25 protein-coding genes and 1 pseudogene are annotated in these 23,841 nt (G+C 35.5%); 23 read left to right on the top strand and 3 right to left on the bottom strand.

Annotation, left to right across the window (positions count from 1 at the left end; genetic code table 11):
* The first annotated feature begins 312 nt into the window (after window positions 1-312).
* From F823_RS0108360 to F823_RS0108305, 11 genes are all read left to right on the top strand, one after another.
* Window positions 313-570, top strand: a complete 258-nt coding sequence (locus F823_RS0108360; protein ID WP_002846684.1) for a Veg family protein — start codon at window positions 313-315, stop codon at window positions 568-570.
* 164 nt (window positions 571-734) lie between these two features.
* Complete coding sequence (ispE, locus tag F823_RS0108355) at window positions 735-1,631, top strand: 4-(cytidine 5'-diphospho)-2-C-methyl-D-erythritol kinase (RefSeq protein ID WP_002843079.1); 897 nt, start codon at window positions 735-737, stop codon at window positions 1,629-1,631.
* A complete protein-coding gene (locus F823_RS0108350) occupies window positions 1,618-2,295 on the top strand; it encodes a GntR family transcriptional regulator (protein ID WP_002842981.1) in 678 nt (225 codons plus the stop codon). Before ispE ends, F823_RS0108350 begins: the two co-directional genes overlap by 14 nt.
* 2 nt (window positions 2,296-2,297) lie before the next feature.
* Entirely contained in the window at window positions 2,298-3,104 is an 807-nt protein-coding gene (gene murI, locus F823_RS0108345; RefSeq protein WP_002842877.1) for a glutamate racemase, read from the top strand.
* A 10-nt stretch (window positions 3,105-3,114) separates the two neighbouring features.
* On the top strand, window positions 3,115-3,528 hold the full coding sequence (locus F823_RS0108340) for a YwiB family protein (RefSeq protein ID WP_002843016.1): 414 nt from the start codon (window positions 3,115-3,117) through the stop codon (window positions 3,526-3,528).
* Between the two features lies 1 nt (window position 3,529).
* Window positions 3,530-4,918, top strand: coding sequence for a tRNA lysidine(34) synthetase TilS (gene tilS / locus F823_RS0108335; protein ID WP_019595596.1), 1,389 nt, complete (start codon window positions 3,530-3,532; stop codon window positions 4,916-4,918).
* A 23-nt stretch (window positions 4,919-4,941) separates the two neighbouring features.
* The gene (gene ftsH, locus F823_RS0108330; protein WP_019595595.1) at window positions 4,942-6,819 is read left to right on the top strand and encodes an ATP-dependent zinc metalloprotease FtsH; all 1,878 of its coding nucleotides are present in this window, start codon (window positions 4,942-4,944) and stop codon (window positions 6,817-6,819) included.
* A gap of 814 nt (window positions 6,820-7,633) precedes the next feature.
* The gene (locus F823_RS0108320) at window positions 7,634-7,888 is read left to right on the top strand and encodes a glycine zipper domain-containing protein (protein WP_002846688.1); all 255 of its coding nucleotides are present in this window, start codon (window positions 7,634-7,636) and stop codon (window positions 7,886-7,888) included.
* A gap of 183 nt (window positions 7,889-8,071) precedes the next feature.
* A complete protein-coding gene (locus tag F823_RS0108315; RefSeq protein ID WP_002842929.1) occupies window positions 8,072-8,380 on the top strand; it encodes a DUF6442 family protein in 309 nt (102 codons plus the stop codon).
* Window positions 8,381-8,388: 8 nt separating this feature from the next.
* Window positions 8,389-8,598, top strand: a complete 210-nt coding sequence (locus F823_RS0108310) for a helix-turn-helix transcriptional regulator (RefSeq protein ID WP_002843047.1) — start codon at window positions 8,389-8,391, stop codon at window positions 8,596-8,598.
* Between the two features lie 207 nt (window positions 8,599-8,805).
* A complete protein-coding gene (locus F823_RS0108305) occupies window positions 8,806-9,546 on the top strand; it encodes a MerR family transcriptional regulator (RefSeq protein ID WP_019595593.1) in 741 nt (246 codons plus the stop codon).
* 2 nt (window positions 9,547-9,548) lie between these two features.
* Here F823_RS0108305 and F823_RS0108300 read toward each other — a convergent pair whose 3' ends face one another.
* Both F823_RS0108300 and F823_RS0108295 read right to left on the bottom strand, forming a co-directional pair.
* Window positions 9,549-10,283: a LytR/AlgR family response regulator transcription factor gene (locus F823_RS0108300; protein WP_002846690.1), complete on the bottom strand. Its 735-nt coding sequence runs from the start codon at window positions 10,281-10,283 to the stop codon at window positions 9,549-9,551.
* Between the two features lie 92 nt (window positions 10,284-10,375).
* Window positions 10,376-11,320: a sensor histidine kinase gene (locus F823_RS0108295; protein WP_002846691.1), complete on the bottom strand. Its 945-nt coding sequence runs from the start codon at window positions 11,318-11,320 to the stop codon at window positions 10,376-10,378.
* A 397-nt stretch (window positions 11,321-11,717) separates the two neighbouring features.
* On the opposite strand from F823_RS0108295, the gene F823_RS0108290 reads away from it, so the two are divergent.
* Entirely contained in the window at window positions 11,718-14,132 is a 2,415-nt protein-coding gene (locus F823_RS0108290; RefSeq protein ID WP_242821702.1) for an ABC transporter permease, read from the top strand.
* Window positions 14,133-14,142: 10 nt separating this feature from the next.
* A complete protein-coding gene (locus tag F823_RS0108285) occupies window positions 14,143-14,808 on the top strand; it encodes an ABC transporter ATP-binding protein (protein WP_002846693.1) in 666 nt (221 codons plus the stop codon).
* Window positions 14,809-15,096: 288 nt separating this feature from the next.
* On the opposite strand, the gene F823_RS0108280 is transcribed toward F823_RS0108285, so the two are convergent.
* The gene (locus tag F823_RS0108280; protein ID WP_019595591.1) at window positions 15,097-16,080 is read right to left on the bottom strand and encodes a biotin--[acetyl-CoA-carboxylase] ligase; all 984 of its coding nucleotides are present in this window, start codon (window positions 16,078-16,080) and stop codon (window positions 15,097-15,099) included.
* A gap of 266 nt (window positions 16,081-16,346) precedes the next feature.
* Between F823_RS0108280 and F823_RS0108275 the strand changes: the two genes are divergently transcribed.
* The 10 genes and pseudogenes from F823_RS0108275 to F823_RS10605 form a co-directional block, all read left to right on the top strand.
* Entirely contained in the window at window positions 16,347-17,117 is a 771-nt protein-coding gene (locus tag F823_RS0108275; protein WP_002842908.1) for a type III pantothenate kinase, read from the top strand.
* 9 nt (window positions 17,118-17,126) lie between these two features.
* The gene (dusB, locus tag F823_RS0108270; protein WP_002846696.1) at window positions 17,127-18,086 is read left to right on the top strand and encodes a tRNA dihydrouridine synthase DusB; all 960 of its coding nucleotides are present in this window, start codon (window positions 17,127-17,129) and stop codon (window positions 18,084-18,086) included.
* A 196-nt stretch (window positions 18,087-18,282) separates the two neighbouring features.
* Complete coding sequence (greA, locus tag F823_RS0108265) at window positions 18,283-18,768, top strand: transcription elongation factor GreA (protein WP_002843057.1); 486 nt, start codon at window positions 18,283-18,285, stop codon at window positions 18,766-18,768.
* 19 nt (window positions 18,769-18,787) lie between these two features.
* Window positions 18,788-20,701, top strand: a complete 1,914-nt coding sequence (gene lysS, locus F823_RS0108260) for a lysine--tRNA ligase (RefSeq protein ID WP_002846697.1) — start codon at window positions 18,788-18,790, stop codon at window positions 20,699-20,701.
* Window positions 20,702-20,922: 221 nt separating this feature from the next.
* Window positions 20,923-21,174: pseudogene (locus F823_RS11370) on the top strand (DUF3847 domain-containing protein).
* A gap of 404 nt (window positions 21,175-21,578) precedes the next feature.
* Window positions 21,579-21,995, top strand: a complete 417-nt coding sequence (locus tag F823_RS0108255; RefSeq protein ID WP_002846698.1) for a hypothetical protein — start codon at window positions 21,579-21,581, stop codon at window positions 21,993-21,995.
* Between the two features lie 2 nt (window positions 21,996-21,997).
* Window positions 21,998-22,201 carry a helix-turn-helix transcriptional regulator gene (locus tag F823_RS0108250; protein ID WP_002843027.1) on the top strand — a complete coding sequence of 68 codons (204 nt, stop codon included), beginning with the start codon at window positions 21,998-22,000 and terminating at the stop codon, window positions 22,199-22,201.
* A 29-nt stretch (window positions 22,202-22,230) separates the two neighbouring features.
* The gene (locus F823_RS0108245; RefSeq protein ID WP_002842962.1) at window positions 22,231-22,488 is read left to right on the top strand and encodes a hypothetical protein; all 258 of its coding nucleotides are present in this window, start codon (window positions 22,231-22,233) and stop codon (window positions 22,486-22,488) included.
* A gap of 133 nt (window positions 22,489-22,621) precedes the next feature.
* Window positions 22,622-22,912: a DUF3847 domain-containing protein gene (locus tag F823_RS0108240; protein WP_019595590.1), complete on the top strand. Its 291-nt coding sequence runs from the start codon at window positions 22,622-22,624 to the stop codon at window positions 22,910-22,912.
* 684 nt (window positions 22,913-23,596) lie between these two features.
* The coding region (locus tag F823_RS10605; protein ID WP_036745949.1) for a hypothetical protein at window positions 23,597-23,841 on the top strand (245 nt) is incomplete at its 3' end.

The following is a 23,841-nucleotide window of genomic DNA, read 5'->3' as shown; positions in this document are numbered from 1 at the left end:
TTGCGGCTTTTGTAACTCCATATTTTTTAGCAAATTCACATAATTTTTGGCGGTAACGCATTTCTTCTGTTATAATAGACATGAGAGGACTCCTTTACTAAATGGTTTTGTTGATATTACTATTGTATCAGAGTTCCTCTCTTTTTTTATTCAATTGTGTAACATATGTTATAGCACATTACAAAAAATCAATTCTAAAAGTGTATTTTTTATTGACAAATAAAGTATGATATTGTAAAATAATAGTTTACTGCTTGACATATAGCTTTTTTTCTGTTATAATATTGTATACACACGAAGGAAGGTGATGTTTTGGCAACAACAGCTACATTAGACAATATCAGACATACTCTTGAAAAGTATGTGGGCAAGAAGGTCTTGCTCAAGGCGAATAAAGGCAGGAAACAAATTGTTACTAAACAAGGTGTACTTGAAACAGTATACCCAAGCGTGTTTGTGATAAAGGTTGGTAGTGGAGATGACAACTATGAGAGAGTGTCATATTCATACTCAGACCTACTTACAGAAAATGTTAAAATAAAGGTATTTGCAAGTCCAAAGCCTTGTTAACGAAAAGAAATAATTACCAATTATAATAATAAAACCACCTAAAAAGCTTGGGTGGTTTTTTTATTATAACTTTATAGTCCATTATTTATAACATGTTAGTAATTTTTATGGTATAATATTCAATAGAATTTTGTGTAAGGTATACAAAAAGATTGGAGGATCACATGGAAAGTATCAGGCTAAGAGCTAGGTCAAAAATCAACCTATCTATAGATATCAAGGGCATACTTGACGATGGCTACCATGATGTAGAAATGGTCATGCAGTCCATAGACCTATCAGATTATATAATAATTAGAAAGACAAAGTCCTCTTTCAAGTTGGTGTGCTCCAATTCTGAGGTACCTACTGATAAGAGGAACATTATTTACAAGACGTGGAAGTTAATGAAAGACACCTATAATATAGGTGGGGGTATAGAAGTATTTCTAGAGAAAAATATACCGATGGCAGCAGGTATGGCTGGTGGTAGCGCAGATTCTGCTGCTGTATTTGTTGGTATCAATGAGTTATTCAAGTTGGGAGTATCTCAAGAAGACTTAATGGACCTATCAAAGGAATTGGGTTCTGATATAGCCTTTTGTTTTGGAGGGGGTACAGCCCTTGCCTATGGTAGGGGGACTGACCTAAAGGTTCTAGATACCTTGAAAGAAGACTTTTCCCTACTTGTATGTAAACCTAGGGACTTTGTATCGACTAAGAGGGTCTACAAGATGTATGACGCTATGTATTTGGATAGGGAACCTGAGAGAAGACCTGACAACAGGTCTATTGAAAAGGGTCTAGCCAATAATGATATAGATATGGTCATAGGATCTATGTCCAATGTCCTAGAAGGAGTGACGAGGTCATTTTGTCACGATGTAAGAAATATTGAGAAGATAATGATGAGCAAGGGAGCTGACCTATCTATGATGACTGGCAGTGGACCTGCTGTGTTTGGTATATTTAAAGATAAGAACAAGGCTAAAAAATGTGCATCTATCCTGAGAGAGGGATATGTACAGACTTATGTCACGAGCATCAGCAATAAGGGGGTTGAGATCTGTGGGAATAAATAAGTTGACAATGGATAGTTACAAGCCATTGAGAGATTTGGTATTTGAAAATATACGTTCTGCCATAATAGAGGGGACTCTAAAGCCAGGAGAAAGGCTTATGGAAATCCAGCTTGCAGAACAGTTGGGTGTTAGTAGAACACCTGTAAGAGAAGCTATAAGGAAGTTGGAACTAGAAGGTTTGGTTATAATGTTGCCTAGAAAGGGAGCCTATGTAGCCAACATAAGCAAGAAAGAACTAATAGACATACTTGAGGTTAGAATAGGTCTTGAGGGCATAGGCTCATATTATGCAGCCGAAAGAATATCTCCGGACATGATAGACAAGTTGGAGAAGATATCTCAAGAACTCAAAGAATATGTCTGTCTTAACGATGTTGAAAATATGTTGAGAAAGGATGAAGAATTCCATAACTGCATATTTGAGGCATCAGGAAACACAAGACTGATAAGTATGATGAACTCTATATGGGAGACTGTATACAGGTTCAGATTGAAATATATGTCAGACTATGCATCAGCTGTAAACATAGTTGAGGAACACAATAGACTGATAGAAGCTATTAAAAAAGGAAAGGCAGATCTTGCAGAGTCCTTAGCCAAAGAACATATAGAAAAGGCTGAGCAGTTTATGATTGAAGAATTGATGCAAGACGAAACGGTGTAATTATGGATAATAGACCAATAGGGGTCTTTGATTCTGGTCTTGGTGGACTTACAGTACTAAGGGAAATCCACAAAAGACTAGCCAATGAAGATACTGTATATTTTGGAGATACGGCTAGGGTGCCATATGGACCTAGGTCAAAGGAAACAATAATCAAGTATACATTCCAGGCTATAAACTTTTTGATCCAACAGGATGTAAAGGCTATAGTCATAGCTTGTAATACAGCTACAGCAAGGGCACTTGAAGAGGCCAAGGCTGAATATAATGTGCCTATTATAGGTGTTATAGAGGCAGGGGCCAGGTCCGCAGTAGAGTATACTAACAACAAGGTAGTAGGTGTGATAGGAACTTTGGGAACAATAAATTCAAAGGCCTATGTAAACACAATAAGATCAATGGATGAGAGCATCAGGGTTATAGACAAGGCTTGTCCCCTATTTGTTCCATTAGTTGAGGAAGGTTGGGCCAATGAAGAGATATCTTCGACAGCAGCCCATATGTATCTAGATGAATTGGTAGAAAAGGGAGTAGATTCCATAGTGCTGGGATGTACCCACTATCCAATCCTAAAGAGGACTATAGGTATGGCAGTAGGTCAGGAGATAAAACTTATAAATCCAGCCAAGGAAACAGCCCTTGAACTCAAAGAAATCTTAAATCAGGCAAATCTTTTAAATGATAAGGCTGATGAAGGGGTATGCAAGTATTATGTATCTGATATCAATGAGCAGTTCTCTAAGGTAGCTAGTGAGTTTATGAAAAAAGAGATTACAGACCTAGAGAAGGTAGAGATACACAGGTTCTAGGAGATATGTTATGAAGGTAAAGTTGAAAATAAAGACAAACCAAGTTCTTGAAGATGGTCAACTACAGACCATAGAGGCATTTTATAGGGGCGAGAGGGTTGATAAAAACGGAGATATATTCGTTTCTTTCGATGAATTTGACAAGGTCAAGATCTCAAAGACTACTATCAAAATATCTGGAGATATAGTTACCATAATCAAGTTTGGACAGGTCAATACAAAGATGATATTTAAAGAGGGGTTTGAGCAGAGGACTCCCTACAGGACACCATATGGAGTATTCGATATGCGCCTGTATACATACAAGCTATCAAAGAAGATAGATGATAGACAAATAAAGATGGGTCTTGATTACAAGATGGAAGTTACAGATCTTATGAAGGCCAACAACAGGATAGATATAAGTATTTTGACGGAGGATTAAGATGGTATATGATACCGTATTAGATACAATCACCAAAAATAATATGATTGAGGAAGGCGACAGGATAATAGTAGGCCTATCAGGAGGGCCGGACTCTGTCTGCCTACTCCATGTTTTACACAGGTTATCCCTAAAAATGAATATAAGGGTCTACGCTGTCCACTTAAACCATCAGATTAGAGGACTGGATGCCCACCTAGATGCCCTATATGTTTCAAAGCTATGCCACAAGTTAGGTATAGCCTGCTTTATTAGGTCCATAGATGTACCCAAATACTGCAGTGAGAATGGTATAGGACTTGAAGACGGGGCCAGAAACCTAAGGTATATGATCTTTAAGGAGGTCAAGGATAGGATAGGAGCCAATAAGATAGCAGTTGGTCACAACAAAAATGACCAGGCAGAGACTGTCATTATGAGGATTATGAGAGGGACTGGAATAAAGGGACTCAGTGGTATGGACTATGTTAGGTCAGATGGAGTAATAAGACCTATACTAGACCTAGATAGGTCTGACATAGAAAGCTATTGCAAAGACCATTCTCTTACACCTAGGATAGACTCAACCAACCTAGAGGCCATATATTCAAGAAATAAGATAAGGTTGAAGATAATCCCATATATGAGGGATGAATTCAATGAAAATATAATAGATACCCTAGTAAGAATGTCTAGGGGGATGAAGATGGACAATGACTATATAGACTCACAGGCTCAGACAGCCTACAAGATGTCCAGCAAAAAATATACAAATGGAGTATATCTCTTTACAGACCAAGTAAGAGACCAACACGAGGCCATTAGGTCTAGGATGGTGATTTTGGCGATACAGGACATACTTTCAAGCGTGAAGTCATTTGACAAGAAACACTTTGATGATGTGCTGGGACTGCTAGATGACTCTAAGATAGACAAGCAGATAGACCTTCCTAGGGGACTGATTGTCTACAGGAAAAAAGACTATTTATTGTTTACCAAGGAAGCCCTTGTCTACGAAGAGGCCAGATATGACTATGAAGTAGATAATGAGGAAGAGGTCTTTGTAAGAGAGATAGGCAAGGTATTTAAGACAAGGACTATTTCCATAGACGAGTTTGACAAGGACAAGATAAAAGATGGGATACAGTATATAGATATTGATAAATTAAAGGGCAAACTTAGATTGAGAAATAGACACCAAGGTGATAAAATAAGATTGGTAGGTGGAAGTAAGAAAATAAAGGACCTTTTTATAAGTATGAAACTGCCTAAGGAGAAAAGATCTTATGTACCTATTCTCTTGGATGGGGACACTGTGGTGGCAGTATGTGGCCATAGGGTCAGCGTCGATTATAAGGTCGATGAAGATACAAAGAGAATACTAGAATTTAGGTTGGAAGATAAAATATAAATTACCTTAAGGAGGGAAAATTATTGAAAAAGACACTAAGAGGTGCCAGTATTTACCTAGTGATCTTGGTCATGATAGTGGTTATAATAAACTACACAGGAGCCAAGTCTGGAGAGACCAAGGTGATGGAGTTCTCTAAGATATATAGGGAAATCAAGGATGGCAAGGTGAGTTCAGTTCACATAGTTGAAGGAACTAGCATAGAGGGTGTATTAAAGGATGGAAAGACAAAGTTCAAGTCTTATATACCTAGTGAACTGAGGGGAGACACCCTATCAAATGAAATATTAAAGGGCATAGAGAAGAACCAGTTAAAGGTGGATGCAGAGCCAAAGCCAGAGACACCATGGATATTGGAGATGTTGCCAAGCCTACTTTTGCTAGGCTTTACAGTATTTGCCTTCTTTATGATTATGAACCAGACCGGTGGTGGAGGTGGCAAGATGGCCAATTTCTCCAAGTCTAAGGCCAAGGTCCATAAGCCGGATGAAAATGACAAGGTTGTATTCGATGACGTTGCAGGGTTAAATGAAGAAAAGGAAGAACTTCAGGAGATAGTAGACTTTTTGAAAAATCCAAAGAGGTACCTAGACCTAGGGGCCAGAATACCAAAGGGAATATTGATGGTGGGACCTCCAGGTACAGGTAAGACCTACCTATCAAGGGCTGTAGCAGGTGAGGCAGGAGTTCCATTCTTCTCTATATCTGGTTCAGACTTTGTTGAGATGTTTGTCGGTGTAGGTGCTTCAAGAGTTAGAGACCTATTTGAACAGGCCAAAAAGGATGCCCCAGCTATCATATTTATAGACGAAATAGATGCTGTTGGTAGAAAAAGAGGTGCAGGTCTTGGTGGTGGACATGACGAAAGAGAACAGACACTTAACCAGCTATTGGTTGAGATGGATGGATTTGGTGTCAATCAGGGCATAATCATCATGGCAGCTACTAATAGACCAGATATCCTAGACCCAGCCCTACTTAGACCAGGTCGTTTTGACAGGCAGGTAGTAGTTGGCAAGCCTGATGTAAAGGGCAGAGAGGCCATATTTGGCGTTCATTCAAAGAAAAAACCTCTAGCAGAAGATGTAGACCTAAAGGTACTTGCCAAGTCTACACCAGGATTCACACCAGCAGATATTGAAAATATCATGAATGAGGCTGCTATCCTAGCTGCTAGAAGAAAAGAGAACAAGATATCACAGGCTGTGATAGAAGAGTCAATCACAAAGGTTGTAGTTGGTGTAGCCAAGAAATCAAGGGTTATCAGCTACAAGGAAAGACTTCTTACATCATACCACGAGGGTGGTCATGCAGTATGTGCCCATGTACTAGACCTAATGGACCCAGTTCACCAGGTAACTATAATACCAAGGGGTATGGCAGGTGGATTTACTATGCAGCTACCTACAGAAGACAAGTACTATACTACAAAGGGCGAAATGATGCAGGAACTGATAGTCTTACTAGCTGGTAGGGTTGCAGAAGAACTAAACCTAGACGATATATCTACAGGTGCTTCAAATGACCTAGACAGGGTTACAGCCATTGCTAAGGGTATGATAACTAGGTATGGTATGAGTGAAAAGCTTGGACCTAGAACTTTTGAATCAAGTGATGAAGTATTTATAGGAAATAGCATAGGTCACACTAAGGAATACTCAGAAGAAATAGCAGCTGCTATTGATGAAGAGGTAAGAACTATAGTGACAGATGCCTATGAAAAGACAAGAAATATATTGAGGGACAACCAGGATAGGTTGGACTATATAGCCAAGGCACTGATGGAGTACGAGACATTGGATGGAAAGCAGTTTGAGGAGGCATTCGAAATGAGATTGCCGCTTGAAAGCAATGATGAAGCTCTTGTTGAGACTCAGGACGAGCCTGGTATTGAAGGATAAATATTAACAAAATGGTATATACCTATTGTTGAAATTAAAAAGAGTGCTTGCCTTGTCTAGCAAGTCGTGTAAGAATTAAATATATCGGATTTTCGAGTCGCTGAAAGCTCAATGCCCGCCAAGGCGGTCCGGGTCGCTTTCGGTCGCTCCATCTCAAATCGATATATTAGAAATTCTTCACGAATCTTGCTTAGACCTTGTAAAGCACTCTTTTTGTGATTTGTTAGTAGATAGGGATATACCATTTTTGTATTTATATCCTCAATACCATGTTCATTGTAGTTCAACAAGGGCTTTTATTGCTTTCAAGCTAAGAGTGTGTGGTGTAATTGAAAAAGAGTGCTTGCCTTGTCTAGCAAGTCGTGTAAGAATTAAATATATCAGATTTTCGAGTCGCTGAAAGCTCAATGCCCGCCAAGGCGGTCCGGGTCGCTTTCGGTCGCTCCTTCTTAAATCGATATATTAGAAATTCTTCACGAATCTTGCTTAGACCTTGTAAAGCACTCTTTTTGTAATTTGTTAGTAGATAGGTATATACCATTTTTGTATTTATAGCTTCGATACTTGGCTAGTTGTAAGTCTAACAAGGGTTCCTATGATCAGGGATATAGTATATAATAGGATTATGGATGGGAACTTTTATTTTTAGGAAATTTATAAAGTAGGTGATATTATGAGTAGTATCGCAAATAAGATTGAGAAAATGAATTTGAGAACAAAATTGGCATACCTGCTGGTAATGGTATTGTTATTTACTATTCCATTTACAGGTTTAGTGCTAGAGTCAATGAACATGATTGTGAGGATTTGAGGAGTGGAAATTATAAAAATTGTACTACCTTTTATATTAGTAAGTCTTGTGGCAGTATTTACTATTAATTTTACAAAGAAAAAATCAAAGAGTGATGATAAAAATCAAAAAGAAGACAATTATATGTCTGAAGGAATGAGTATTGGTATGTGTTTGGGGACAGCAGCTGGAGTTACATTAGGTGAAAATAATTTAGTAATAGGAATGTCGATTGGTATGCTACTAGGAATGATTATAGGAATGTGTTATAAGAAATAATTGGATTTAAATTATACTCGGCAGATGATTTTATGGTTTATAATTTCAAATTAAAGACTAGATATGTGAGTTGTGGAAGGTGTTCTAATACACCTTCTTTTTTAATCTTTATTATTGACAAGTGTACTTGGTAAAATATATAATAATGCCAAGTATACTTGTTATTTTATAAGGAGGTATCTAATGGATAGGGATGAATTATTGAAAAGGGTCAGGAGAGCGGAAGAAGATGAAGGTAAGATCTATATTGAAGAAAAGGGCTATAAATGGGGCTTTAAATTTATGATGGCTATTATAGCCCTTGTACTAATTGTTAATATGTTATCGGATAAGAGAGTTGATTATTCTATATTTGCCATATTATTTGCAGGAAATACGGGTACAGTTTGTGCAAGTTATTGGTATGGGCGCAGCAAGTTAAGCTTATTTGGAGGCATATTCTGTGTGGGATTTTTAATTTGCATGTTATACCTTTATGTGACTAGTTTGTAGGTGTAGATATGAAATATAATTTGCAGTTAAAAAACAGGTTAAAGGATATAAGAAAAGAGCTTGGTCTATCTCAAACAGATCTTGCCAATATGGTTGGTGTATCTCGAAATACTATATCATCCATAGAAACTGGCCAGTTTAATCCCACTGCCAAGTTGGCCCTTATACTTGCTATAGCTTTAGAAAAGAAATTTGAAGATATTTTTTACTTTGATTAAATTATATTCTCAGGAGCTTGTTGAAATGGAAAATAACTTTAATTTAGAGATTGTTTTTGCTATTTTTAATAGCTTGATCTTATTTTGCCCATAGTGGTTTTATTCCTATTGTTTAGGATTTATAAAAAGTATAAAAAAATTAATATTTTATTATTGACCATCACCTAAGGTAATAGTTTATACTTAAACTTGTTAGGAGGTGGTCTTTTGTATTTGATTAAAAAGGCGAGTGAAATTAGTGGTGTATCGGTGCGCACTTTACAGCACTATGACAAGATTGGACTTCTTAGTCCAAAGAAAAAGGATAATGGATATAGGTATTATTCGGAAGATGATATGTCTTTGTTACAGATGATACTATATTACAAGTATTTGGGCTTTAGTTTGAATGATATTAAAAATTTAATTCATAAAGATGATTGTGAGATCCTAGGACACTTAGAAAATCAATTAAAGCTAATGAACGAGGAAAAAAATAGACTCCTAACCCTAATATCCACTCTAGAAAAAACTATCGAATCAAGAAAGAGAGGCTTAGATATGGAAGTGGAAGACAAGTTTAAGGGATTTACTTATGAGGAAAATTTAAAATATAAGGACCAGGCGGTTGAAAAGTATGGTAGTGTCGTAGAGGAAGCCTATGAAAAGCAAAAGAGTATTGAAAATCAAGTCGTGGATGTTTTCAACGAGATATTCTTCTCTTTTGCCGACAACCTATCAAAGGATATACCAGTAGAAGAAGATAAAAATATAGAGCTGGCTAGGAGACTACACCAGCATATCAGGGATGTTGCCTTTAATTGCAGTCTGGAAGTATTCTCTCAAATTGCATATGGTTATGTCTATGATGATGAATTTAAGAAAAATATAGACAAGTTTGGTGAAGGTACTGCCCAGTATGTATGTGATTCAGTTCAAGCATATGTAAATAAAGGATTGGCTAGATAATCTTAATACTTGGCCCTATGGTACCTATACAGAAAATCTCCCTCTACAGATTTGTTGAGCACGGCTTTTAGATTGCTATTCTTAAAGGAAATGTTCATAGTTGTCCTGCTAAGTGGAGATATCTTATATACTTTTTTTAGGTTTATTATATGTTTAGATGATGATTTAAAAAAAAGTAGAGGCAGTCTTTCCTGAAGTTTTGTGAAGTCTTCATAGTAGGAAAGGCTGCTATCATCATCCAAAATTATATTTATGTTACGCCCATTTTTTTCGAAAAATAATATATTATCGTAGTCTATCATATGGGTAGATTTTCTGAACTTATATATGAAAATAGTGTCACATACCCTTGCCTGGTTTGAAAGTCTATAAGATTCAATCATATCATAGGCTATGGATATAGAGTCTAAAAGGCGGTTTGTATCGATAGGTTTTACTATAAAATCAACAGGTCTATAGTCGTGACTTTTGATTGAATACTCAGGAAATCCTGTCATAAAGATAACTCTCACATTTTGTCTGTAGTTTTCTTTAATCTTGCCGACAGCATCAATACCATTTACACTTGGCATATCAATATCTGTGATTATGAGGTCAACAGGATTGTTTTTAGCTATATCAATCATCTCCTGACCATTTTTACAGGCGTATATATGATCTATGTAGTTGATTTCATTGACTATATTTTTTATTTTTTCTAGTTCTTTCTTGTTGTCGTCACACACTAATAATATCATTTGTTCTCCCCCTATAAATGACTGTATTAAATACCTAGAGTTTTTAGAGATATAAGTCCTATAAATATCTAGGCCATTTAAAGCTATATTAGCTAAAAATCTTTTGGTATTATAATCGTGAATTTTGTATTTATTTTATTGGACTCTACATAGATGTGTCCCTTGTATTTTTCAATAAGACTTTTACAGATATATAGGCCTAGCCCCCTGTCAGGATTTTTAGAATCTGTATGGCCTTTTTTGAAGATGGCATCTATATTTTCTATTTGTGGTCCGTTGTTTGTGATTTCTATAAAGTATGCTAGAGTGTCATCGTATATATTCATTCTTATATATCTTGCATTATTTTTACTAGAACTAGTATCTATATTAGAACTGCTATTCTTATCTATACGTCTATTTTCACTAGCAACCTCCTTGTTTTTAAGTGCCCTTATTGAGTTTTCTAGTATATTGCCTATGATTGAATTTAGGTCGAAGAAACTTACCCCTATGACCATATTTGGATCGCCGATATAGTATTTATAATCTATATTGTTTCTTGAGCAGGTTTCCATCACCGAATTTGCTATTATTAATACCTTTGAGGAATCGGTCTTATATGTTTCCTTGAATGAGTTCAAGTTATTATAATCTAGCATTTTGCCAGAACTTGAGTTTTCACAATTTGATATACTGTCTAAATGTGATATGTTTTGTAAAAATAATTTATTATGTCTATCAGATAGTTCATTACAATATGAATTTGACAGGTTATCATTTATAAATACAACTATATCACTGCACTTATTTTGGTCAGCCAATTCTTTTATCAGTCTGATATTTTTTCTGTTTTCGTGGTTAGTTATTCTGAGGCTATCAACCCTTTTATTGAGGTTGTCTAGGACTAGCTCGGTCTTATGTAGGTCTTCATTCATGACCTTGATTTCATTTTTTAGACTCTTGGTCTTCAGCCAAGCAAATAATGAATAGCTGATGCTTATAATAGTCAGCGAAATTAGGATAGCACTTATAATTTGATTGTAATTTTCACCCATGTCCCCAACCTCCAGTTATTTGATACTACTATAATTATATATAAATGAAAATTTAATACCAAGGTTCTTTATTTGCTGGATTTTTGCAGATAGATAGGTATTAGATACATTAAATTGCAGGGAATAGGTATTTTGACGTATTATTTGTTCAAATTGGATGTTTGAAAATATTTTGAGTCAAATATATAATTAACATATATGAAACTTATATAGGTCTTTGAAGGAGGTTAGTATGTTATCTTTGATAGTTCGTTATATAAAAAAATGTTACAAAAGGTCGATTGTAATAGGAATTTGTTTTTTTATGAGTTTCTTGATTATTTGGACCAATGGCATCCTCAAACACACGGGCAACTTAGTGGAATTGAATTTTTTAAAAGAGGACTCAATATACCATTTGAAGTTTAATAATTTGAATGAAAAAGCCTTAGCAAGTATAAAAAAGAGTCCTGATGTTGACAAAATCCATATTGAGAACCTGGTTGATGCATCTAAGGCAAGTTCTAAATATATGATAAATGTCATTGGAAAAGACAAGTCACAATATAAGGTCTTGAGAGGACGTTACCCCAATAATAACAATGAAGTTATGGTTCAGGATTGGCTACTCAAAAATATAGGTAAGGATATAGGTGACAATTTTGAGTTTGAGTCAGAAATATCCAAGGGTAAGGTATCTTATAAAATAGTGGGTGTACTAGAGGACAATGTCAAAGAGAAGTCTAAACTTATGTTCCAATTTTTTACTTTAAATAGGAAAAATCAGCTAGACAAGTATAATTTAGTAAACATTATACTCAAGGACAAGGGGAATATTAGGAGTGCATCAAAAAAAATGATAAAGGCTCTAAAAGACAAAAAATTAGTCAAGGAGGGAGACTATTCTATAAATGACATGCTTATTGAGGCCTATGAAAATGATGGTAGCACAGGCTTAGAAGTATTCAAGATAATTTTTATGTCTGTCTTATTTACTACTGTTATAATAGCGTCTACATATCTTATATCTATTAGGACTAGGCTAGAGGATATGGGTATATTTAAGGCAATTGGGATGGGATTCTTTGATATTTTTAAACTTATAATAGGTGAGTTGTATTTATTGATGTTTGTGGGTGGACTAGCAGCCTTTCCTAGTTCGATAATGCTCTCCAACTATATAATAGCTAGGGGAGAGAACTTCTATTCTGAGGTCCAGGCCAATATGGTATCTTATAGCGGTTTAGTTATTGAGCCTAAGATAATTTTGATAGGTCTAATCTCTGTTATGGCTTCAGTATTAGTCATAGGACTAGTGGTGTACTGGCTTGCAGTCAAGGGTAGTCCAATAGATATGATAAGGTCTAGAAACAGGATGAAGATTAGTTACAGATCGAGTAGGTTCTGGAACTACATATGTGATAAATTTGATGTTGGAATATTTATATTCTTGAAGTACCTAAGGGCAGATTATATTTTAACCCTAGTCGTTATATTATCAGTATCACTACCTATATCTGAAATACTTATGAGGTCTTATTATTCAAGGGAAAATGAGAAAGTGATGGAGATGACAGATGATTTTACCAAGGCAGATTTTACTATAAGAAAAAACAATATATTAGATTTGACATCATATATACCTAAATCTACTGCGGACGAAATAGGGGATATAAAGATGCCTGACGGCAAGTCCTGTATAGATAGAAATATGTGGGCTAACTTTAAATTTTCTTATTTTGATATTGAAAAATCCATGATGAATAGGAAGGACTACTTTGATGAAAAAAATAAAAGTCCATATATGAGCAAGGTTTTAGATGGTCTTTACAAGGAAAATGGCAAGGGGTACACAATCAAAAATATAGTATTAGGATATAATGACCAAGCCTTAGAAGCCTTAAAAGACCATATATACGAGGGGAAAAAGACAAGTATAGATAAAAATAATATATCCAAGGATGAGTGTATCCTATATTATCCTGTAAATTATATTGATATTAATAGAGGAAAAGACCCTAGAAACAAGATTCTAAACTATAAACTAGGCGATAGGATAGAGGTAAATATAGCAAATAAACTCAAAAACACTAGTTTAAGCGACAAGGAGATAGGTGATTTTTGGCAACTAAAGGGTAGAACACCTACAATAAAAAAGTCCTACAAGATAGTGGCTATAGTAGACTATCTACCAGTAACTTCTGGTTCTGGGCAAGATTCTTCAGTAAATGTAATAATACCCCATGAACATATGGTTGATATAGACAAGGATATGGGATATTCTGTGGGTGAGATATACATTAGGGATATAAAGGATCAAAGTTTTATTGAAAAGAGTATGATAGAAAAACTAAAAGAATACCCTGAATATTTTTTGTCCAATATGTCAAAGGAGAGGCTTGAAAATTCTATGGCAGAGGTTTCTTACCTAAGTACAGAAAATATAAAGTATTATTCCTTTATTTTGGTGGCAGTAGCCTGTATGATAAACCTACTTACATACAAGTTGATGTCAAAGAAAAAAGATATAGGCCTGATGATGTCACTGGGTATGACTGAAAGCGACATCAGGACCATGTTGATTGGTGAAGCCTTGGTATATGCAGTATTTTCAACCATATTGTCATTGACCATAAGTATGGTGAGACAATTTGTGTATATTAGAGAGATGGAGTCGGTATCTAGGATAATCGGTCTTAGTATGGATATAAATCCGATTGTATTCTTGTCTATATTTGCAGTTAGTCTAGGTGTATGTATGTCTAGTATATATCTGCCAGCTAAAAAGATACTCGCTAGCGATATAAGAGAAGCCATTGGTGATTTGGAATAGGAGATAAGTTATGTCATATATAGAGATAAAAAATTTAGGAAAAGTGTACGGAACAGGAGACAACAGGCACATGGCCTTGGATGGAGTAGACCTTAATATAGACAAGGGTGAATTTGTGGCTATAATGGGACCATCTGGATCAGGTAAGACCACATTTTTGAATATGGTAGGTGGACTGGACAAGCCGACGTCTGGAAGAATATTTATAAACGGGATTGATATATGCTCAAAATCTAAATCTTCACTTGCTAGATACAGGAGAAGGGACGTAGGTATAGTATTTCAGAACTATAACTTAGTCAGAATATTGAGTGCTAGAGAAAATATTGAATTTCCAATAAGACTAGACCATAAGAAACCTGACTTGGACTACATTGATTCAATAATTAATAAGCTAGGTATTGGGGATAAGGGGAACAAGTTTCCCGACCAGCTATCAGGTGGAGAACAGCAGAGGGTGGCTATAGCGAGGGCTATGGTTACAAAGCCAATGCTCCTACTTGCGGATGAACCTACTGGCAACCTAGACTCAGACACAGGAATGGAGATACTTAGGTTGATTAGAAAAATAGTGGATGAAGAGGGGCAGACTGTTATTATGATAACCCATGATGAGGAAGTTGCGAAGATTGCAGACAGGGTAGTATATATAAGAGATGGAGTAGTCGAGGGATAGCTTATTTATCAAGTGTATTTTGTTTTGAAATATGAATCACAGCATGGTACAATTAGTCTGTAAAATAAAAACTAATCATGAGAGGCTGCTTTGAAAGTCTGCTAAGTGGCAGAATATCTATTAGAACTTGATTATCTTGTATAAAAAAAGAGGGTTGGTTGCCTTGGATATGTAATCATTGAGAAGAAACGTCAAAACATCAATGCACAGCTTTCAGTGAAGCGAGCAATATGATGTTTTTGGTTCTTCGTACAGATTACAAGACAAGGTAACCAACCCTCTCTTAATTTAAATATAAGAATCAAGTCCTCTAATAGATATCTCACCAGTAAATACAGTTTCAACCTGACCTGATTCATGCTCAACAATCAAGTTCCCCATATCATCAATATCCCTAGCAAAAACCTTGACCCTTTCTCCCTCTTTTATCTTGTAGACTTCCCTTCCTAAGACAGCCGACCTACTCCTAAGTATATCTAGACACTCTCTTTTATCTCCTGCCTTAAACTTTTCATACAGGTCCTCAAAATTAGGGAAGAACTTTCTCAAAAATTCAATCCTGTCGATTTCTATTCCTTCGTTGGCAAATGATGTTGCCTTGTCCTTGATTTCATCTTCAAAATCCTTTTTGTACAAGTTTATCCCTATACCTACAATGATATAAGATATATGGTCTATTTCTGCAGACATCTCTGTTAGGATACCTGCAACTTTTTTACCCTTATATATCAAGTCATTCGGCCATTTGATTGATATTTCTATGCCCAGGTCCAAGAAAGTCTTCGTAAGGCTGGCAGCTACTAGTTGTGTAATAAATGGAGCCTGCATTAGGGCTATGTCTGGTTTTAATATGGTAGAGAAGTACAGACCCTTATTTTGTTCGGATACCCATGTACGCCCGATGCGACCTTTTCCTTTGGTCTGTTCATCTGCTAGAACTACAGTTCCTTCAGGTGACTGGGAGGCAATTTTATTAGCTTGTATATTTGTAGAGTCGATAGTTTTGAAGTATTCAACTCTTTGTCCCATGAATGATGTCTTTAATCTATGGCTTATTTCATAGCTTGGGTTTGCTGTATCTGTTCGACCGATCAGCTTATAGCCCTGTGAAGTTTTTGATTCTATCTGGTAGCCCTCTTTCTCTAGGTTTTTGATGTGTTTCCAAACGGAAGCCCTGGATACTTCTAGTTTTTCAGATATTGATTCTCCGGATATATATTTATCTTTATTGTCGATTAGTATATCTATTATTTTTTCTTTTGTAGACTTCATTTTTGTCCTCCTCATAGACTTATTGGACCTTGTCCAATGTGTTTTTATAGAGATTTTAAGTCGTAACGACTAGTTAATTAAGTATATTTTACCATAGGGGAAAATACATTTCAAAATATAATCCACTTATCTTGTACAAAGCTTGATATAGGTGTTATAATGGTAACGTTGATGAAAAGACGTATATCTAACGGGATATAACCCAGTACTAATTGGGTAATAATAAATAAGATAATATTTAGTATATTAGGAAAGGTTAAGAAAGTATGTTACTAGTATTTGACGTTGGAAATACCAATATGGTATTAGGCGTATACGATGGAAGTAAGCTAATAAGCGATTGGAGAATAAATACTGATCCAAATAAGACTTCAGATGAATATGGAGTATTGATAAAGAATCTTTTTGATTCAAGTAAGGTCGATATGACTTTGGTAGATTCTATTATAATATCATCTGTAGTTCCAGCCGTAATGCATTCTCTAGAGAACTTCTGCATGAAGTATTGTGGGATAAGCCCATTGGTTGTTGGCCCTGGCATTAAGACAGGCCTAAATATAAAGTATGATGACCCTAAGATGGTTGGTGCAGACAGGATTGTAAATGCAGTTGCTGCAATTGCTAAGTATAAAAAGCCACTTATAATAATAGACTTTGGTACGGCTACAACTTACTGTGCTATATCTGGCAAGGGTGAATACCTGGGTGGTGTAATAGCTCCTGGTATCAAGATTTCAAGTGAAGCCCTATTCCAGAAGGCATCTAAGCTGCCTAGAGTCGAGATAGTCAAGCCAGAGTGCATAATATGTAAGGATACTATTTCTTCAATCCAGGCTGGTCTAGTCTATGGCTATGCAGGCCAGTGTGAGAAGATTGTAGAACTTATGAAGGAAGAGCTTGGAGATGACGAGGTGCTAGTAATAGGTACAGGTGGTCTTGCTAATATGATAGCAACTCAGACTGATGTCATGGATTATGTTGATGGAGACCTTACCCTTGAAGGCTTGAGACTAATATACGAAAAAAATAAAGCATAGGGGTAATAGATGAAGTTTAAAGATTTTGAAGTAAAGAATGAAGTGTTTTTGGCACCCATGGCAGGTGTAACTGACCTACCTTTTAGGTTGATTTGTAAGGAGCTTGGATGTGGTCTACTATATACTGAGATGATAAATGCCAAGGCCTTGTGTTATGATGACCAAAACACTAAGAAGATGTTGAATATATTGGATGAAGAACATCCTGTAGCCGTGCAGATATTCGGTAGTGAGCCTGAATATATGGGTCGTGCTGCGAAAATTTTAAATGACTATCCAAATGAGATTTTGGATATAAATATGGGTTGTCCAGCTCCCAAGGTCATAAAAAACGGTGACGGGTCAGCCCTTATGAAAAATCCCAAGTTGGCAGCCGATGTCCTTACTAGCGTAGTAAAAAACTCAAATAAGCCAGTTACCCTGAAGATTAGAAAGGGTTGGGATGATGATTCTGTAAATGCTGTAGAGATTGCCAAGATAGCAGAGGACTGTGGTATAGATGCCATAGCAGTTCATGGCAGGACAAGAGAGCAATTCTACTCTGGCAAGGCTGATTGGGATATTATAGGTCAGGTGAAAAATGCCGTATCTATTCCAGTTATAGGAAATGGAGATATAGTGTCTGTTGAAGATGTTGTAAAAATAAGAGAGATGACCAATTGTGACGCCGTTATGATTGGTAGGGGGGCCCAGGGAAATCCTTGGATTTTCAAGAGGATAGACCATTACTTAAAGACAGGTGAGATACTTCCAGGTCCAACAAAGGAAGACAAGATAAATATAGCCATCAAGCATATGGGACTTGCTGTCAAGGAGCATGGAGAGTATGTAGCTGTAAGAGAGATGAGAAAGCACATCGGATGGTATCTAAAGGGAATGAAAAATTCGGCTAGGTTCAGGGATATGATAAATAAGATGGAGTCGGCCCAAGAGGTAGTAGATACCCTTAATATGCTCCTAAATGACTAGAAAACCTTGACATTTAGCGCTTTTTAGAATATAATATATCGGATATATGTTAAATTGTGTCAAAATTACACACAATTTATAAACCTTATAGAGATTATGAAATAGGTTACAAACATACCTAGATCAGGATAGACAAAAATGCCTTGTTGATCATAGATGATTATGTAAATGCAGGGCTATAAATTGGAGGAGCGTAATGGAAGAAAATACTAGCAAAGAGATAATCCTTACACAGGAAGGGTTTGACAAACTTGAAGAAGAACTAGAGCTACTAAAAACGACTAGAAGAAAAGAAGTAGCTGAAAGACTAAAGGTAGCAATATCATTTGGTGACTTATCTGAAAACGCAGAGTATGATGAAGCTAAGAAAGAGCAGGCTGCTCTTGAAGAGAGAATTATCAAGTTAGAAAACATGGTAAGAAAGGCCGTTATAATAGATGAGAGCAGTGTTGACCTAGATGTTATCACAATAGGTTCAATAGTTAGAATATACGATGAAGACTTTGATGAAGAAGTAGAATATTCAATCGTTGGTAGTGCAGAAGCAGACCCATATAACGGTAAAATATCTAATGAATCTCCAGTTGGTAAGTCATTACTTGGCAGCAAGATAGGGGATGTCGTAGAAGTAAATGTACCAGATGGAATCATAAAGTTAAAGGTACTAGATATAAAGAGATAATCACACTAAGGAGGACGTAATGGAAAACAACAAGCCAGAAAGTCAGATAGAAAATTTAAGTGAAGTTCTTCAGGTAAGAAGAGATAAATTAAAAGATCTTCAGGAAATGGGAAGAGACCCTTTCAAGATCAGTAAGTATGAAGTAAGTCATCATTCAGATGAGGTAATAGCAAACTACGATAGCCTAGAAGGTCAGAGAGTGAGCCTAGCTGGACGTATAATGTCTAAGAGGGTCATGGGTAAGGCATCATTTATGCACCTACAGGACCAGAACGGAAGAATCCAGGCCTATGTAAAGAGAGACGATATAGGTGTTGATGAATATAAGCTATTTAAGACATATGACCTAGGTGATATAGTAGGTATAGAAGGTTTTGTATTCAAGACTAAGACTGAAGAAGTGTCAGTACACGTTGAAAAGTTAGTCCTACTATCTAAATCACTACAGGTACTACCAGAAAAGTACCACGGTCTAAAGGACGTTGACCTAAGATACAGACAGAGATATGTTGACCTTATAGTAAATCCAGAAGTAAAGGAAGCCTTCCTTACAAGGACTAAGGCCCTTAAGGCTCTTAGAAGCTACCTTGACGATAGAGGATTCTTAGAAGTAGAAACACCAATACTAAATACAATTGCTGGTGGAGCAAATGCTAGACCATTTATCACCCACCACAATACACTAGATATACCAATGTACCTAAGAATTGCCAATGAGTTATACCTAAAAAGACTAATCGTTGGTGGATTTGACAAGGTATATGAAATGGGTAGGATGTTCAGAAACGAAGGTATGGACATGAAGCATAACCCAGAATATACAGCAATAGAACTATACCAGGCCTATGCAGACTACAAGGACATGATGGAAATAACTGAAAATGTTATATCTCACATGGCTGAAGTTGCTACAGGCAGCATGAAGATAGACTACCAGGGAACAGAGATAGACTTTACTCCTCCATGGAAGAGAATGACTATGGAAGAATGCGTAAAGGAATATGCAGGTGTAGACTTCTCTGAAATAAATACAGACGAAGAAGCCCTAGCCATAGCTAGAGAAAAGGGTATAGAAATCACTCCAGGAATGAGAAGGGGTGAGGTAATCAATGCCTTCTTTGAGGAGTTCGGTGAAGACCAGCTAATCCAGCCAACTTTCATAACTCATCATCCAGTTGAGGTATCTCCTCTTGCGAAGAGAAATGTTGAAGATCCTAGAAGAACAGATAGGTTTGAAGCATTTGCCAATAGGTGGGAGCTTGCCAATGCATTCTCAGAATTAAATGACCCAATCGACCAGAGGGGTAGATTTGAAGACCAGGTTAGAAAGAGAGAACTTGGTGACGATGAAGCTTGTGAAATGGATGAAGACTTCCTAAACGCCCTAGAAGTAGGACTACCTCCAACAGGTGGACTAGGAATAGGTATAGACAGAGTTATCATGCTTCTTACAAACTCTACAACAATTAGGGACGTATTGTTATTCCCAACAATGAAGCCTCTAAGAGATGGTTCATCAGAAGATGGCGAAGAAGTTGAAAAGAAGGAAGTAAAGATAGACCTATCTAAGGTAAAGGTTGAGCCTTTATTTGAAGAAGATGTAGACTTTGAGACATTCTCTAAGTCAGACTTTAGAGTTGTAAAGGTTCTAAAGTGTGAAGAAGTACCAAAGTCAAACAAGCTACTAAAGTTCACATTGAATGACGGTTCTGGCCAGGAGAGAGTGATCCTATCTGGAATCAAGATGCATTATTCAGCAGAGGAACTAGTAGGCAAGACACTAGTTGCAATAACTAACCTACCACCAAGAAAGATGATGGGTATAGAATCTTGCGGTATGCTAATATCAGCAGTATGCGACTATGATGGAAAAGAACTACTTAACCTATTGATGGTAGATGACAAGATACCAGCAGGGGCTAAGTTATATTAAAGAACACGCTAATTATGAAACTGGGGTTTGTAATGAATCCCAGTTTAATTTTTATAATTGGATTATTAGAATTATTAAACTATATAATAGGATCAATTTAAAGAATAATAAATATTAGATAATCACTGGCGATAGCAATTAAAAACTCTATTGTCTTTTTTATTTCAAAAAAGGAGATCAGTATGAAAAAATTATAACAACTAAGACAAGAGTCAAAAGAAATAAAAAAATAATATTGACAATACAGAAGAAAGACTAAGGCAAGAAAAAAATCAAGAAAAAAAGATATTAAAACAAGATATAGTAAAAAGAAGAAAAGAAAGAACTCATAGACTCATAACAAGAAGACCAATCCTAGAAAGTCTTTAGAAAATGCAGAAGAATTAACAGATGAAGAAATAAAAATCCTACTAGAAAAAGCAAAAAAGACAAAAGAATTTAAAGAAACACTAAAAATAATGAGCGAAAATTAAAAAAAATAAACAGGAAGATTTTTACAATGAGCATACTGCATAACTTATTTTATTTAAAATTTTTAAGAAATATCTGAAAGAATACTTATGAGAAAGCAAGATCTTAAATATATCTCAATGGAAATCGTAACTTGCCACTATGAAGAAAGAGAAAATAACCTTTACAATCAAATATTAGGGATATGAGAAGAAGTTGAACAAGCAGAAAAAGTTAAGACTTACATAGAGCTGTTACAGGAACAAGAAAAACGACTATCACAGGTAAAACAGAACGAGTTAGACCAATAAAAAACAAAAGTGAAATATTTATAACTTAAGTATTGACATCAAGTTTTTAGTGTGATATATTTATAACACCATGTTAGAAATATATCACTTGAAATTATACGTAAGGAGAATTTGACATGAAAAACAAAGTATCTATACGAGAAGTTGTTGCAACAAAAATTATTATTGCAATCTTAATTGCGGGATATTATTGGTTGTGGAGCAGAAGCGACTATCATCCAGAATACCAACAGTTTTCAAGCTATTGGGGTTTTATTCTATTTTTGATGCTGATAGTGCATTATTTTAGAGTAAAAAAGTATAAGAAAGAATACTTTGATGAATTTGCGGAAAAAAATCTACACAGATGTGATTCAATATGCTTAAAAATTTTTTGCGTGTTAATGGTTATTATAGCGTATTTAGGAGGGATTTTAGGTCATGTAAACGGAATTTCAACAGCGTTGATGGGATGGCTAATTATTGGAACAGTAATTACAATTACAATACTTCGTACGATTATATTTATAATTATGGATTCTAAAGGGGTGTAATTGTGGCACTAATAACAAAAGTTAAGGAATATAGAGAAAAGAAAAAATATAAACAATCTGAACTTGCGGAAATGGTAAATGCCAGAAGAGAAACTATTGTGCATCTTGAAAATGGAAAATATAATCCGTCATTAAAATTAGCTATGGATATTGCAAAAGTGTTTGATGTTAGCGTAGAAGATTTATTTGAATTTACAGATGATTGAGGCACACAATTTAATTTAGGAAATATAATATGCAATTCACAGGATTGCAATGGGACGATATAGATTTTGATACGGTCGAAGATTTAGATAAATATGATAGGAAAAAATATCTTGCTCCTATTTCTGTTATAAACTTAAAAAAGACTCCTGGAAAGACAACCTCAAATGATTCTGAGATAGATAAGTTTGCAAAAGATGATAGAGAATTTATAAAAAATCAAGTTGAAATATATAGACCTGACCTTATAATTTGTGGAGGAACAGGAGATATATTGAATAATAAATAGCAGAGCTTTTAGTAATTGTTTTAAAGGAGAATATAAACATTCATTTTAAATTTAATATTTAATTCGAGAACAATCTAAAGACGGGGAGAGTATATCTTCATCGTCTTTTTATATTACAAGAAAGGATATTAGTATGAAAAAATTAGAACAAATAAGACAAGAATCAAAAGAAATAAAAGATAAAATTGACAATACAGAAGAAAGACTAAGGCAAGAAAAAAATCAAGAAAAAAAGATATTAAAACAAGACATAGTAAAAAGAAGAAAAGAAAGAACTCATAGGCTTATAACAAGAGGAGCAATCTTAGAAAGCCTTATAGAAAACGTAGAAGAACTAACAGATGAAGAAATAAAAATCCTACTAGAAGAAGCGACAAAGACAAAAGAAATTAAAGAAACACTAAAAATAATGAGAGAAAATTAATGAAATAAAATAATCAAATCTCCCTTAGAATTTCTAAGGGCGCAATTATACACCCTAAAGGGTGCTTGCGTCATGCGGAGCCAAACCCTTACAGGCAGCAATAATCATTCGCTTTGGGTCTGCCCCTGCCAATCATTCACCACGAGCTTGCGAGTGGTTTGACTGATTAGGCAAAGGGTATTTCAAAACGCTCATTCACAAAGTGAATATAAGAAATCTGTTAAGCCTCCACCTACTTGTACCCGCTAGGGTGAAACAACAAAAAAGAAAGGAAGTGATAAAAATGGCAGACAGTTTTCATTTTTCAGTAAACATAATATCAAGAGGAAAAGTAAAAAGTGCAGTAGCAAGTGCAGCATATATAAGTGGAGAAAAAAATAAAAAAATGAATGGGACGGAGTAACCCAAGACTACACAAGAAAGGAAAAAGTAAAACCAAACAAAAAAGATATGACCGGAGAAATCTAAGGGTGTAACGAATAGTTACACTCTTAAATAACCATAAAAAAAGACTTCCGAAAAGCGAAAATCAAAAATTTTGATTGTCGAAAATCTGGAAAACATCAAGGCGGATAGGGATAGTGTAAAATAAGTATGGAGTTTTTGAAATAAAAAATAGAGATTACAACCTCTTGTGTTAAAATATATTTGACCCAAAAAATAAACAAAGGTGGTGTAATCTCTATGGAAACTATTATACAACAAATATGCATGAATATGGTGGAAAAAGTATTAAAAACTCTAAAAGAAAGTAAAAATCTTAGTTTGGATATTATAACGCCTGAGATACGAGAAGAAAGCAATAATACATGTTTGAGCATAGTTGAGGAATATATTAAATATGTAAATCTTGAAATGCGTAATCAAAAGAAAGATAGGAAGTCAAAGGGATTGGTTATAAAAGAAAAAGACGTTGACCGTAAGGTCAT

It is taken from the genome of Peptostreptococcus anaerobius VPI 4330 = DSM 2949 (genome assembly GCF_000381525.1).
Taxonomy (GTDB): domain Bacteria; phylum Bacillota; class Clostridia; order Peptostreptococcales; family Peptostreptococcaceae; genus Peptostreptococcus; species Peptostreptococcus anaerobius.
This window is presented reverse-complemented; position numbering and strand designations above follow the sequence as displayed.

Bases quoted from the DNA above. Each gene is read 5' to 3' on its own strand.
- F823_RS0108340 (WP_002843016.1), top strand. From the start codon at position 3,115: ATGAAGGTAAAGTTGAAAATAAAGACAAACCAAGTTCTTGAAGATGGT.
- F823_RS0108310 (WP_002843047.1), top strand. From the start codon at position 8,389: ATGAAATATAATTTGCAGTTAAAAAACAGGTTAAAGGATATAAGAAAA.
- F823_RS0108280 (WP_019595591.1), bottom strand. From the start codon at position 16,080: ATGAAGTCTACAAAAGAAAAAATAATAGATATACTAATCGACAATAAA.
- F823_RS0108240 (WP_019595590.1), top strand. From the start codon at position 22,622: ATGAAAAAATTAGAACAAATAAGACAAGAATCAAAAGAAATAAAAGAT.
- F823_RS0108245 (WP_002842962.1), top strand. From the start codon at position 22,231: ATGCAATTCACAGGATTGCAATGGGACGATATAGATTTTGATACGGTC.
- lysS (WP_002846697.1), top strand. From the start codon at position 18,788: ATGGAAAACAACAAGCCAGAAAGTCAGATAGAAAATTTAAGTGAAGTT.
- dusB (WP_002846696.1), top strand. From the start codon at position 17,127: ATGAAGTTTAAAGATTTTGAAGTAAAGAATGAAGTGTTTTTGGCACCC.
- F823_RS0108275 (WP_002842908.1), top strand. From the start codon at position 16,347: ATGTTACTAGTATTTGACGTTGGAAATACCAATATGGTATTAGGCGTA.
- greA (WP_002843057.1), top strand. From the start codon at position 18,283: ATGGAAGAAAATACTAGCAAAGAGATAATCCTTACACAGGAAGGGTTT.
- ispE (WP_002843079.1), top strand. From the start codon at position 735: ATGGAAAGTATCAGGCTAAGAGCTAGGTCAAAAATCAACCTATCTATA.
- F823_RS0108255 (WP_002846698.1), top strand. From the start codon at position 21,579: ATGAAAAACAAAGTATCTATACGAGAAGTTGTTGCAACAAAAATTATT.
- F823_RS0108295 (WP_002846691.1), bottom strand. From the start codon at position 11,320: ATGGGTGAAAATTACAATCAAATTATAAGTGCTATCCTAATTTCGCTG.
- F823_RS0108315 (WP_002842929.1), top strand. From the start codon at position 8,072: ATGGATAGGGATGAATTATTGAAAAGGGTCAGGAGAGCGGAAGAAGAT.
- murI (WP_002842877.1), top strand. From the start codon at position 2,298: ATGGATAATAGACCAATAGGGGTCTTTGATTCTGGTCTTGGTGGACTT.
- tilS (WP_019595596.1), top strand. From the start codon at position 3,530: ATGGTATATGATACCGTATTAGATACAATCACCAAAAATAATATGATT.
- F823_RS0108285 (WP_002846693.1), top strand. From the start codon at position 14,143: ATGTCATATATAGAGATAAAAAATTTAGGAAAAGTGTACGGAACAGGA.
- F823_RS0108300 (WP_002846690.1), bottom strand. From the start codon at position 10,283: ATGATATTATTAGTGTGTGACGACAACAAGAAAGAACTAGAAAAAATA.